The sequence below is a fragment of the Campylobacter sp. FU_520 genome (assembly GCF_025772385.1).
GTDB classification, from domain to species: domain Bacteria; phylum Campylobacterota; class Campylobacteria; order Campylobacterales; family Campylobacteraceae; genus Campylobacter_D; species Campylobacter_D lari_C.
Genome location: NZ_JAKMRZ010000005.1, coordinates 34646 through 45876, shown reverse-complemented (window position 1 = coordinate 45876; position 11231 = coordinate 34646). Strand labels below are relative to the sequence as shown.

The window sequence follows — 11231 nt, the reverse complement described above, 5'->3', positions numbered from 1 at the left end:
TAACTTCCTAATTTTAGTAAGCTAAAATTATACAAAATGAGGCTTAAATTAAGATTTTAAAACACTTTCAACACGCTCAAGACTATCTTGCTTATACAAAGTTAAGCGTACTATAGAATCTTCTAGTGCTAAAAGATTATGAATCTCATGAGCTTTTAAACTTATACTATCTAGCGTTTTAAGTAGAATTTTTTGATCTAAAACTCCAAAATCAATGGAGCCTTTTAATACTTGTATGGTAATATCAAAAGGTGCTTTATGATCTTTCATAAAGCTATCTTTTGACATAGTTATGCAGATTTCTTTAGCATAAGCATTTTCTATTTTCTTAGATATATTAATGCCGTTTTGAATTTCTTGTTCCCAAGAAATTACTTCATATATTTGAGTTCTAAATTTCACTTTTATTTTTTAAGTTCTTTAATACGAGCAGCCTTACCTCTTCTATCTCTTAGGTAGAATAATCTAGCACGGCGCACACGACCTCTTCTTAATACTGTAATACTTTCTAAACTTTCACTATAAATAGGGAAAATTCTTTCAACGCCTACATTATTAGCACCTATTTTGCGCACGATGAAAGTTTCATCTACACCATTTCCTCTACGTGCTATACAAATACCTTCAAAATTTTGAATTCTTGTTTTATCGCCTTCTTTAATGCGAATAGCAAGTCTTAAAGTATCTCCAGCACGAAATTCTGGAACATTTTTACCTTCAATTTGTTTTTGCTCAAATTGCTCAATGTATTTATTTTTCATAACGATATTCCTTAAAATTTGCGTTCATGCTTTTGATACAAATCAGGACGAAAATATTTCGTTTTGCAAGACGCCAAAGTAGTTTTTAAAGCTGTGATTTTAGCGTGATTTCCCTTTAAAAACTCTGAAGGCACATAAAATTTTTCATTTTCCTTTTCAAAAATAAAAGGTTTAGAAAACGATGGGGCCTCTAATAAGTCATTTTCAAAACTTTCTTCACTTAAGCTTTCGCTATTTCCAAGAACATCTTGAATATTTCTGCTAATAGCATCACACATCACCAAAGACGCTAACTCTCCACCTGTAAGTATAAAATCACCTATAGAAAATACCTCATTAGCAAATTCTTCCACAATACGCTCATCCAAACCCTCATATCTACTGCTTACAAAGCAAATATGATCTTTCTTGCTTAATCTTTTAGCATCAGTTTGTTTAAAAGTCTTAGCACAAGGTAAAAGAAAAACAAAATGAACATTTTTATCTTGCTTTTTAATATACATTAAGCAATCATACAAAGGCTGAGCTTGTAGCAAAAGCCCTGCACCTCCTCCTATTTTATAATCATCTACTTTAAAGTGCTTGTTTGTGGTAAAATTTCTAGGATTAACAAAAGCAAATTCTAATATCCCTTTTTCTTTTGCTCTTGCTAAAATAGAAGTTTGAAAATAAGGTTCAATAAGCTCTGGGAATAAACTTACAAAAGTATATTTCATGAATTTTCTAAAATATCTAAAGCAGATTGCGTGAATATCTTTTTATTTTCTACATCAACTTTTTGAATATATTTATCAACATAGGGAATATAAAAGTTTTTAACCTTTGTCTGCAGTTTTTCATCGCATTTTATACAAAATAAAAATCCTGCTCCACTTTCTAAAATGTCTTCAACTACACCTAGTTTTTGCTCATTTTCAAAAACATCACATCCAATTATATCAAAATAAAAATATTCATCTTTTTTTAATTTACAAGTTTCTTTTGTGGCTTCAATAGTTTGAAAAAGAGTAATATTAGTTAAGATTTTGGCAGTCTCAACACTCTCAAAGCCTTCAAATAAAACTAAAGATCTAGTTTTATCAAAAGCTTTTATGGTGTAAATTTTTTGATTAATATCAAAAAATTTAGCACCTATTTTAAACTGCTCATAAAAATCACTAAGATTATGTAATTTTACATAACCTTTTAAACCAACACTTTTCCCAAGTTTAGCAACTTGGACTAAATCATTCTTCAATGGCTTTTACCGTTATACGATATGAAGTTGCATCTTTAACTTTATAAGCCATAATGACTGTTTTTATTGCGTTGATTAATTTTCCATTTTTTCCGATCAACTTACCAGTATCAGATGGATCGACATAAATGATAATTTCAGCAAAATTATTTTCTAAATTTTGTCTTTGTATATCAACTTTTTCAGGAAAATCAACAATTAATTTTGCGTATTCTCTTAAAAAATTTTCAACCATTTTTATTTGCTTGTAATAGCTGCTACTCTATCGCTTAATTTAGCACCTACGCTTTTCCAATAAGCTAAACGCTCAGCATCAAATTTTACCACTTCAGGCTCAACCATAGGATTGTAATATCCAATGCTTTCTATCCAGCTACCATCGCGTCTTTTTCTACTATCAGTTACAACTATACGATAAAATGGTCTTTTTTTACGTCCCATTTTTGTAAGTCTGATTACTGTCATTTTAATACTCCTAAAAAAATTAAAATTTTGTTATAGATATTTTAACTCATATATCCATAAAAAAGCTTTAATTATTGCGGTCTTTTAGCTTGCTGCAACATATTCATAAAGTTTTCCATTCCTTTTTTGTTTGAAAATTTCTTTGCCAACTTAGCTGCATTACTAAATTGTTTTAAAAAGCGATTTACTTCCATTTGAGATAAACCAGCCCCCTCTGCAATACGACGCTTTCTTGCATTGTTTAACAAATCAGGATTTTCTCTTTCTTTTGGTGTCATCGATGAAATCATTGCTTTAATATGAATAATTTCTTTAGAATTATCCAAATCAATATCTTTAATATTTGCTGCCATGGACGATAAACCAGGTATCATACCAATGATTGATTTCATGCTACCAAGCTTTTTAACACTTTCCATTTGATTTAAAAAGTCATTAAAATTAAATTCACCTTTTTTAATTTTCTTATTAAGTTTTTTTGCTTCTTTTTCATCAATAATCGCTGCAGTTTTTTCAGCCAAAGTCGCTAAATCACCCTCGCCCATGATACGATTAACAATTCTATCAGGGATAAACACTTCTAAATCAGCTACTTTCTCACCAACACCAATAAATCTTAAAGGCACACCAATTTGTTTTGCTATACCTAGTGCAACACCACCTTTAGTATCTGCATCAAATTTACTTAAAATAACCCCTGTAATTTCTAAAGCTTCATTAAAGCTACTTGCAGTTTTAACTCCATCTTGACCACTCATAGCATCAGCTACATAAAACACTTCATCAGGATTTAAAATAGCTTTTACTTCTTTAAGCTCATTCATCAAAGCCGTATCAATTGCTAAACGGCCGGCAGTATCTACAAGTAAAACATCATACATAGAATTTTTTGCTTTTTCTAAAGCTTGTTTAGCCACATTTAAAGGAATACTTTCATTTTCTATGAAAAATAAATCAAGCTCATTAGCTTGGGTAAGTTGTCTTAGCTGTTCTACTGCAGCTAATCTTTGTAAGTCACATGCAGCAATTAGTACTTTTTTATTTCTTAGTTTTAAGTAATTAGCAATTTTTACTGTAGTAGTAGTTTTACCACCACCTTGCAAACCACACATCAAAACAACTGTAGGTGGTTTACTAGCAAATACAAAACCTTGATTTTTACCTTTAACACTAAGAATTTCTTCTAAATTTTTCTTAATTGAATCTAAAAATTGTTTTTGACCTATACCATTAGTTTTCACATCATTTTCTACTAAAGTAAGTAGTTCTTTAGTAACTTTATGATGTACATCTGCTTTTAAAAGGGCTTTTTTTAAAGTGTCAAGAGCATTTTTTAAAGCTTTTTCATCATCAACAAAACGAAGTTTATTAACTGCGGATTTAAATGACTCACTAACTATCTCAAACACTTTATTTTCCCTTTATTAAAATTTTAAAAAGCTAAATTATAAACCCTTTTAGCTTTAAACGCCTTTAAAAATTTAAATTTTTTATTTCAAAACCATAAGCATTGAAGCTCTCATCAAGTAAGGCTTTAAATTGATAATCAAAAATATGCGTTTCATAAGAGTGTAAATACATTCTTGATGAACTAATTTTTGCATATTTTTCATCACCGATAATACCATGTTTTATATGATTTAAATGTACTCTAATTTGATGTGTTCTACCTGTTTTAATGACTGCTTTTATTAAGGTTTTTTTAGCATTTACCATTAAGGGTATAACTTGGGTATGAGCTTCTAAGCCAAATTTATCGATTTTACTAAAGGCTCCAGTTTTATTTTTTATAGTAGTTATTTTTTCACAAATTTCAAGTTCTTCAGCAATCACTCCATCAACAATAGCTAAATAACTTTTATAAACATTTTGCTTTTTATATTCTTGAATACATTTTAGTCTAAATTCCTCATCTTTGCTTAAAAGCAAAACCCCACTTGTTTCTTTATCAAGTCTATTAATTAATTTAGCATTATAAACACTTTCTAAATTCTCACTAATCTCTCCATAAGGCTTATTTAAAGCTATGATTTTATCATCTTCAAAAAGTATTTTTGCTTTCTTGATTTTTTGCACAACAAATCTTGTTTTTGAACTCATCAAAGCTCTAGCTATAACAACCTTTCTACCCATAGCAAAAACACAGCCTTTATCAATCAAATCTTTTGCTGCGTTATTAGAAATTTTTTCTTGCATTGCAAGCAATTTATAAGCTTTTTCTTGCATCTAAACCTTCTTTTATACTTAATATAACTTCACTTAAATCACTTTGTTCTTTAAGTTGTGCTTGTGATAATTTTTGTTTTAAAAAATTATTTATATCTTTTACACTCTCGCAAATATATAAACCATCAACTTCTTGATATAAACTTTCTTGATTAAAAAAATATTTCCCTGAGATAATAATATTATTCCATCTAGCTGCTTCTATAGGATTATGCCCACCTATGTTATTTATGAAAGAGCCACATAAAAAAACCACATCACTAATCTTATAAAAACTTTCTAGCTCACCTAAAGTATTTAGCAATAAACATTTGGTATTAAAAAAATTTGCAAAATCATTTTCACTTAAAGTAAAGTCTGAAAATTTTTGCATATTATAGTGGTTTTTTTGACAAAAATCTTTTAAAATTACCTCAACCTCGCCAAAACGCTCCGGATGTCTTGGGGCAATAATCAATTTATCATTTTCTTCTAATTTAATTTCATCAAGCAATAATTGCTCTTCATTTTCATGTGTGCTAGCAAATATAATAATCCTGGCTTTAGGTTTGGAATAGCTTTTCACTTGCTCTTGTTTTATATTAGCTTTGATATTCTTATATGCTATAACATTTTTAGCACCCAAACATTCTAATCTTTCTTTGTCTTTTTGACTTTGTGCAAATACAACATCAATATATTTAAAAATCAAACAATAAAAAAAACTAAAACGCTTGTAATTTTTTAAAGATCTATCACTAATCCTAGCGTTTAACAAAATCACTTTTGCATTGTGAAATTTAGCCATCAATACAAGCATAAGCCAAAGCTCTGCTTCAAAAATAACCAAAACTTTACAAGACCTCATCCAAAAAGGTATGAAAATTTCAAATGGTAAAAAATTTACTTTTTTAGAATGTCTTAAAGCTTCATTAAATCCAGTTTGTGTGATGGTTGAAATTTTACAAGTTGGAAAAAGTTTTATTAAAGGAATAAGGCTTTTAATCTCACCAAAAGAACAAGCATGAAAATACATATCACCTTGCTTTTGCCTTAAATTTTTGTAAAGAAAAAATCTTGATTTTAATGATATTTTATACTTTTCCTTACAAAAACTTAAAATCAACAAAAAAGGAGCTGCAATTACATATATAATCGCAGCAAAAATATAATAAAAAAAAATCAATTTTGATTTTCTTCTTTTTCTTTGTATAAAATTCTTCCACAATGTGGACAAGTTACGATTTCATCGCCTTTTAAAACAGCTAAATAAGTTTTGTCATAAATTCTCATAAAACAGCCATAACAAGCATGTTTTTTTACAGGAACTACAGCACTATTTCCCGCCCATTTTCTAATTTTTTCATAAAAAGTTAAAACTTTTTGATTTATTTCACCCATCAGTTTAACTTTTTTATCATAAATTTGTAATCTATCTTTTTCAATATCTACTAATACAGCTTTAGTTTGAGCATCAATTTGGTCCACTTCATTTTCAAGTTCGCTTCTTTTAGCTTGTAATTCTTGTATGAATTTTTCTTTATTTTCTAAAATTTTATCTAATCTTTCTATTTCTTCATTTGCTGCATCAAGTTGCTCTTTAGCTATATCTTCTTCAATTTTTAAAGCATTTGCTTCTTTTTCAGTTTTTACTGCAGCACTTTTTTTAGCTATTTCCTTGATTTTTATACCAAATTCTGCAATATGGTTATTGTTTTGAATTTTTTGATTTTCTATATCTTTAATATCTTTCTCAAAACTAGCAATTTCCTCTTCAGTTTTATCAAGCAAACTACGCTTTTCTTTTAAATCTTTTGTAGCATCTTCTACTTTATTTGTAAAACCATCAAGTTCTTTATCAATTTGTGATAAAGTTATAAGTTGTTCTAGGTATTTATTCATTGAATTTTTCCTTAAAAATATTGAAATGGATTTTTTGAAACTGATATTATAACTTCTAAATGAAATTTTTGCAAATCTTTTGCTAAAATTTCACTAAAACAAGATTCGCTTTCATAGTGTCCTGTATCAATCAAACTAAGTTTATTGTGATAACTTTCCAAAGCTTGATGATATTTAAAATCTCCACTTAAAAAGCAATCTGCCTTAACACTAGAAATCAAATCTCCCCCACTGCCTGTGCATATTGCTAAAGTTTTAATTTTCTCATTACCTGCATTTACAACTCTTATACAGTCAAGCTTTAGTTTTTTTTTCACATGAGTAATTAAATCACTAAATTTAAAATCAACATCACAATAAATTAAAAACTCATTTTGCTCTTTGATTTTAAAACCTAAAATTTCATTAGCAAAATAAGCATTTAAATGACTTAAATCAAAATTCGTATGCATAGCAATTAAGGCTATATTTTTTTGTATCATTTTAGTAAGAATATTTTGCGGATAAAGCACTCCGCTTAAATTTTTTAAACCTTTAAAAATTAAAGGATGATGAACTATAAAAAGCGAATTTTCACGTGCATTCTCAACTAAATGCATATCTACATCAAGAGCAAGATAAATTTGATTTATTTCTTGATCTAAAGTTCCAAGTAATAAGCCACTATTATCCCATGAACTTTGCGTATTAAATGGACTAATAGTATCCAAATAATCATAAATTTCTTTAATTTTCATCTAAACTTTCTTTATATACCAAAGCACAGTTTTTAGATAATTCTCTAATTTTAAGCATAAAATCTTGTCTTTGAGTTACTGAAATAGCCCCTCTTGCATCAAGCAAGTTAAAAGTATGTGCTGCTAACATACAATAATCATATGCGGGTAAAGCAAGCTTTGCTTCTAGTGCATTTTTACACTCATTATAAGCATTTTCAAATTGTATATTTAAAGTTTTAACATCACTTATCTCAAAATTATATTTACTAAATTCAAACTCACCTTGCTTATGGACATCTTTATAAGTAATTTTTTCGCCGTTAAATTCATTCCATACTATGTCATATACATTATCTACATCTTGCAAATACATTGCAAGTCTTTCTAAACCATAAGTAATTTCAGCACTTACTAAATCTACGCTTATACCGCCAACTTGCTGAAAATAAGTAAATTGTGTCACTTCCATACCGTCAAGCCAAACTTCCCAGCCCAAACCCCAAGCACCTAAACTTGGACTTTCCCAGTTATCTTCAACAAAACGAATATCATGTGATTTTAAATCAAAGCCTAAATTTTCTAAACTTTTTAAGTATAATTCTTGGATATTATCAGGACTTGGTTTAATCAAAACTTGAAATTGATAATAAGCACCTAGTCTATTAGGATTTTCACCGTATCTTCCATCAGTTGGTCTTCTACTTGGTGCTACATAAGCAGTTGCCCATGGTTTTTTTCCTAAACTTCTTAAAAAAGTTGCCGGATGAAAAGTCCCTGCACCTGCTGGAAAGTCATAAGGTTGCATAATAGCACAACCTTGCTTTTGCCAAAATTCTTGTAAATTTAATATCATTTGAGAAAAGGTCATTTTTCTTCCTTTATTTCTTCTGGCTTTTCAGGCGAATTTGCATATAATTCTACTGTTTTATTCCACATCATTTTATATTTTCTTTTTAGAAATTCTACTTCATTACGCGCATATTTAAGTTGCTCGTTAAGATTTTCTATGGTTTTTCTATCCTCATCGTAAAGTTCTTGCATAGAATAAAGAGCATCTTTTAAAAATTTATTCTCACCCTTTAAAGCTTCTAAGGTCTCATCCTTAGCATCAAGAACTTTTTCATGTAAATTTAAAATAGTTCCTATGGTTTTTTCTACAAAACTTTCTCCTGCTAAAGTCATAGAGTTTACCATAGCAGGTTGTTTTGAACTCATAGGCACCACACTAAAAGTTCCTTGGTTGGCTTCTATATAAATTTTACCCTCTTCTTCTTTGAAATTTAAAGCACCATTTGCCATCATTCCTTTTACAACATCTTCAGATAAATGCACTAATTGACAAAATTCTTTTAATTCCAAGTAAGTTTGCATATATGCTCCTTAAAGAAAAACTTCAATTGTATTAGAATCTTGGATTAATTTTTCTTGTTGTTTTTGTCTATCTTCTAATAATTTTTGCGCTAAAGATTCATCTTCTATTGCCAAAATTTGCACAGCTAAATAAGCTGCATTAATAGCCCCTGCTTTACCTATAGCTACAGTTGCAACAGGAATTCCACTTGGCATTTGCACAGTAGAAAATAAAGAATCCATACTTGCTAAATTACTTCCTGGCATAGGTATACCTAAAACAGGTTTTGTTGTGTGCGCTGCAACAGCCCCTGCTAAATGTGCTGCCATACCCGCTGCGGCGATAAATACTTTAGCACCTTTTTCTTCTGCGTTTTTAATGTATTCTTGAGTTCTTTGAGGACTTCTATGAGCTGAAGTGATTAAGATTTCATATTTAACATCAAATTTTTCCAAAATTCCCAAAGCTTCTTTTACCACATCATAATCACTCTTGCTTCCCATTAATATAGAAACAAATTTCATTCAACACTCCTTCTTAAAAAGCTAAATTCTGGAAACTTAAACGGTAAAGTAATTTCGTTTTCATTACCACTATGAATTTCACTAAATTCTTTATTATTTTTGGCTAATAATTGTTTAAAAACTATAAATTTCTTACCATCATTTTCATAAATTAAACCTAGTTTATTTTCTCCTAATTCTATATTAGAATTAACCGGGGCTAAAATTTCATATTCTTTGTTTAATTCAATTTTGCCTTTACATTTAAAAAACTCACCATCTTCGCTAATAGCATGTACTTGATGGGTTCCTTCTTCTATGCTTGTATCATGATTAATAGAATCGGTTTTTTCATAAGCTCTTGAAACTAAATATCCATCCGTAAAACCTCTGTGTTTTAAAGTATGAATTTCTTTTTCGTATTTAACAGCATCAAAAGTATTTTGCAATACATCTTGCACTGCCATTTTATAAGTTCTTGTAGTCAAAGCTACATAATACTCACTTTTTGTTCTTCCTTCTATTTTAAAAGCATGAATACAATTTTCTTGCATAATTTTTTGAATATATGAGCTTAAATTTAAATCTTTAGAATTAAATACATGTGTGCCATTTTCATCTTCTTCTAATCTAAAAAGCGTATTTGTTTCTGGATTTTTCGCATAAAGCTCATAATTAAATCTACAATCATTTGCACAAGAGCCACGATTACTCATACGCCCACTTTGCACTGAACTTATTAAACATCTACCAGAATATGCAAAACACATGGAACCATGCACAAAACTTTCAAGCTCGATATCACAATTATTTTTTAAATCTTTTGCATCTTTTAAACCTAGCTCCCTTGCTATAACAACACGTTTAGCTCCCATATCTTTATAAACTTGAGCGTCTAAATAGTTTAAAATATTAGCTTGAGTAGATACATGAAGATTAATTTCAGGTGCAAGTTCTTTAACTAAACGCATAGCACCCACAGAAGCTACTATAAAAGCATCAGGTTTCATTTCTTTTAACTTCAAAATATGTCTTTTTAAACCCTCAATTTGCGAACTAAAATGAAAACCATTAATGGTTACATAAATTTTTTTTCCTCTTGCATGCGTATAATCAATAGCTTCTTTAAAAGTTTCATAATTAAAATCTCTAGCAGTTCTTGCTCTTAATGAAAAATTACTCACTCCTGCATAAACAGCATCAGCTCCATAAGCTAATGCTATTTTTAACTTTGTAAAATTTCCCGCAGGAGCTACTATTTCAGGAATAATCATTTTTTTCCTAAACTTGCGATTAATGCCTCAATATCATCATTACTTACAACATCTGTAGTTGTATCACCTTGGATATGCACAGCCGATCCTACGCGTTTTTCATCATCAATTTTACCCTCAAATAAACTACTCATATATCTACTTAAAGCTCTCATAACATTAATAACACGTTCGATTTTTTGACGATGAATATCTTGATATTGCATAGCATCCATTGCCATCATAACCTCATCTTGCCCAGTTTGCAAACAACCTGTAATTTCATCTATAATATTTTTAGCATTATTATTAGTTTCTATAGCCTCTTTAAAGCTTGCAACATTAGGAAATTTTGCATTTAATTTTTCAAAAATTTCTATATTTTTATTTAAAGCATCACTAATTACACAAAGCTCATTTTCTGAATTTGCAAAAAAATCATTAATAGCTTCTAATTTTTCCATCATTTCAGTTGCTTTGATTTCGCTATCTCTTGTAACATCATCGAGTTGATGTACAACTTTATGTTCTTTACTAGGTGGTGGTGGTGGCCAAGCCATATCTGCCCTTGCTTTATAATCACCATTAATCATATCATTTACAATTTGCTGATTTTTTTCCTCATCTTCATAATCTGTCTCAGGTTTTACTTCCACATCCTCCGCAGAGTCAAGATCTAAGTCTTCAGTGCTATTCATTAAAGCATCTAATTCTTCTTGAGTCATTATTACACCTTTTTTAATAATAAAAAAACTAATGCGAGATTATATTACAAAAAAATATAAATCAATATTAATTTTAGTTTTTTTATACAAAATAACATTTTTTTATATTT

The 11231-nt window shown here is 29.2% G+C and carries 16 protein-coding genes; all 16 read right to left on the bottom strand.

What is annotated here, in order from left to right; genetic code table 11:
* Nucleotides 1-48: 48 nt before the first annotated feature.
* The 16 genes from L8W55_RS02905 to L8W55_RS02830 all read right to left on the bottom strand — a co-directional run bounded on the left by L8W55_RS02905 (nt 49) and on the right by L8W55_RS02830 (nt 11121).
* Nucleotides 49-402, bottom strand: coding sequence for a cupin domain-containing protein (locus L8W55_RS02905; RefSeq protein WP_263677256.1), 354 nt, complete (start codon nt 400-402; stop codon nt 49-51).
* Between the two features lie 2 nt (nt 403-404).
* On the bottom strand, nt 405-761 hold the full coding sequence (rplS, locus tag L8W55_RS02900; protein WP_012661698.1) for a 50S ribosomal protein L19: 357 nt from the start codon (nt 759-761) through the stop codon (nt 405-407).
* 11 nt (nt 762-772) lie between these two features.
* Entirely contained in the window at nt 773-1477 is a 705-nt protein-coding gene (gene trmD / locus L8W55_RS02895) for a tRNA (guanosine(37)-N1)-methyltransferase TrmD (protein ID WP_263677255.1), read from the bottom strand.
* Nucleotides 1474-1998: a ribosome maturation factor RimM gene (gene rimM, locus L8W55_RS02890; protein ID WP_263677254.1), complete on the bottom strand. Its 525-nt coding sequence runs from the start codon at nt 1996-1998 to the stop codon at nt 1474-1476. Before rimM ends, trmD begins: the two co-directional genes overlap by 4 nt.
* Nucleotides 1988-2233 carry a KH domain-containing protein gene (locus tag L8W55_RS02885; RefSeq protein ID WP_012661701.1) on the bottom strand — a complete coding sequence of 82 codons (246 nt, stop codon included), beginning with the start codon at nt 2231-2233 and terminating at the stop codon, nt 1988-1990. The genes rimM and L8W55_RS02885 overlap by 11 nt, the downstream gene beginning before the upstream one ends.
* Before the next feature lie 2 nt (nt 2234-2235).
* Complete coding sequence (gene rpsP, locus L8W55_RS02880) at nt 2236-2463, bottom strand: 30S ribosomal protein S16 (RefSeq protein WP_012661702.1); 228 nt, start codon at nt 2461-2463, stop codon at nt 2236-2238.
* A gap of 71 nt (nt 2464-2534) precedes the next feature.
* Nucleotides 2535-3872, bottom strand: a complete 1338-nt coding sequence (gene ffh, locus L8W55_RS02875; protein WP_263677253.1) for a signal recognition particle protein — start codon at nt 3870-3872, stop codon at nt 2535-2537.
* Between the two features lie 64 nt (nt 3873-3936).
* Nucleotides 3937-4689, bottom strand: coding sequence for a pseudouridine synthase family protein (locus L8W55_RS02870; protein ID WP_263677252.1), 753 nt, complete (start codon nt 4687-4689; stop codon nt 3937-3939).
* Complete coding sequence (gene waaA, locus L8W55_RS02865; protein WP_263677251.1) at nt 4670-5854, bottom strand: lipid IV(A) 3-deoxy-D-manno-octulosonic acid transferase; 1185 nt, start codon at nt 5852-5854, stop codon at nt 4670-4672. The genes L8W55_RS02870 and waaA overlap by 20 nt, the downstream gene beginning before the upstream one ends.
* Nucleotides 5851-6570 (bottom strand): zinc ribbon domain-containing protein, encoded by a 720-nt coding sequence (locus L8W55_RS02860; RefSeq protein ID WP_263677249.1) that lies wholly within the window; start codon nt 6568-6570, stop codon nt 5851-5853. The genes waaA and L8W55_RS02860 overlap by 4 nt, the downstream gene beginning before the upstream one ends.
* 11 nt (nt 6571-6581) lie before the next feature.
* Nucleotides 6582-7307 carry a Nif3-like dinuclear metal center hexameric protein gene (locus L8W55_RS02855; protein WP_263677248.1) on the bottom strand — a complete coding sequence of 242 codons (726 nt, stop codon included), beginning with the start codon at nt 7305-7307 and terminating at the stop codon, nt 6582-6584.
* On the bottom strand, nt 7297-8157 hold the full coding sequence (gene glyQ / locus L8W55_RS02850) for a glycine--tRNA ligase subunit alpha (protein ID WP_263677246.1): 861 nt from the start codon (nt 8155-8157) through the stop codon (nt 7297-7299). The genes L8W55_RS02855 and glyQ overlap by 11 nt, the downstream gene beginning before the upstream one ends.
* Nucleotides 8154-8660 carry a DUF3972 domain-containing protein gene (locus tag L8W55_RS02845; protein WP_039618600.1) on the bottom strand — a complete coding sequence of 169 codons (507 nt, stop codon included), beginning with the start codon at nt 8658-8660 and terminating at the stop codon, nt 8154-8156. The genes glyQ and L8W55_RS02845 overlap by 4 nt, the downstream gene beginning before the upstream one ends.
* Before the next feature lie 9 nt (nt 8661-8669).
* Nucleotides 8670-9164 (bottom strand): 5-(carboxyamino)imidazole ribonucleotide mutase, encoded by a 495-nt coding sequence (gene purE / locus L8W55_RS02840; RefSeq protein ID WP_263677245.1) that lies wholly within the window; start codon nt 9162-9164, stop codon nt 8670-8672.
* On the bottom strand, nt 9161-10417 hold the full coding sequence (locus L8W55_RS02835) for a peptidase U32 family protein (protein WP_263677244.1): 1257 nt from the start codon (nt 10415-10417) through the stop codon (nt 9161-9163). The genes purE and L8W55_RS02835 overlap by 4 nt, the downstream gene beginning before the upstream one ends.
* Nucleotides 10414-11121: a protein phosphatase CheZ gene (locus L8W55_RS02830; RefSeq protein ID WP_263677243.1), complete on the bottom strand. Its 708-nt coding sequence runs from the start codon at nt 11119-11121 to the stop codon at nt 10414-10416. The genes L8W55_RS02835 and L8W55_RS02830 overlap by 4 nt, the downstream gene beginning before the upstream one ends.
* Nucleotides 11122-11231 lie beyond the last annotated feature (110 nt).

What these genes read in the sequence shown, in the direction of transcription:
- L8W55_RS02830 (WP_263677243.1), bottom strand. Translation starts at nt 11,121, where the DNA reads ATGACTCAAGAAGAATTAGATGCTTTAATGAATAGCACTGAAGACTTA.
- glyQ (WP_263677246.1), bottom strand. Translation starts at nt 8,157, where the DNA reads ATGACCTTTTCTCAAATGATATTAAATTTACAAGAATTTTGGCAAAAG.
- L8W55_RS02835 (WP_263677244.1), bottom strand. Translation starts at nt 10,417, where the DNA reads ATGATTATTCCTGAAATAGTAGCTCCTGCGGGAAATTTTACAAAGTTA.
- L8W55_RS02885 (WP_012661701.1), bottom strand. Translation starts at nt 2,233, where the DNA reads ATGGTTGAAAATTTTTTAAGAGAATACGCAAAATTAATTGTTGATTTT.
- rplS (WP_012661698.1), bottom strand. Translation starts at nt 761, where the DNA reads ATGAAAAATAAATACATTGAGCAATTTGAGCAAAAACAAATTGAAGGT.
- rpsP (WP_012661702.1), bottom strand. Translation starts at nt 2,463, where the DNA reads ATGACAGTAATCAGACTTACAAAAATGGGACGTAAAAAAAGACCATTT.
- L8W55_RS02845 (WP_039618600.1), bottom strand. Translation starts at nt 8,660, where the DNA reads ATGCAAACTTACTTGGAATTAAAAGAATTTTGTCAATTAGTGCATTTA.
- L8W55_RS02860 (WP_263677249.1), bottom strand. Translation starts at nt 6,570, where the DNA reads ATGAATAAATACCTAGAACAACTTATAACTTTATCACAAATTGATAAA.
- L8W55_RS02855 (WP_263677248.1), bottom strand. Translation starts at nt 7,307, where the DNA reads ATGAAAATTAAAGAAATTTATGATTATTTGGATACTATTAGTCCATTT.
- trmD (WP_263677255.1), bottom strand. Translation starts at nt 1,477, where the DNA reads ATGAAATATACTTTTGTAAGTTTATTCCCAGAGCTTATTGAACCTTAT.
- purE (WP_263677245.1), bottom strand. Translation starts at nt 9,164, where the DNA reads ATGAAATTTGTTTCTATATTAATGGGAAGCAAGAGTGATTATGATGTG.
- L8W55_RS02870 (WP_263677252.1), bottom strand. Translation starts at nt 4,689, where the DNA reads ATGCAAGAAAAAGCTTATAAATTGCTTGCAATGCAAGAAAAAATTTCT.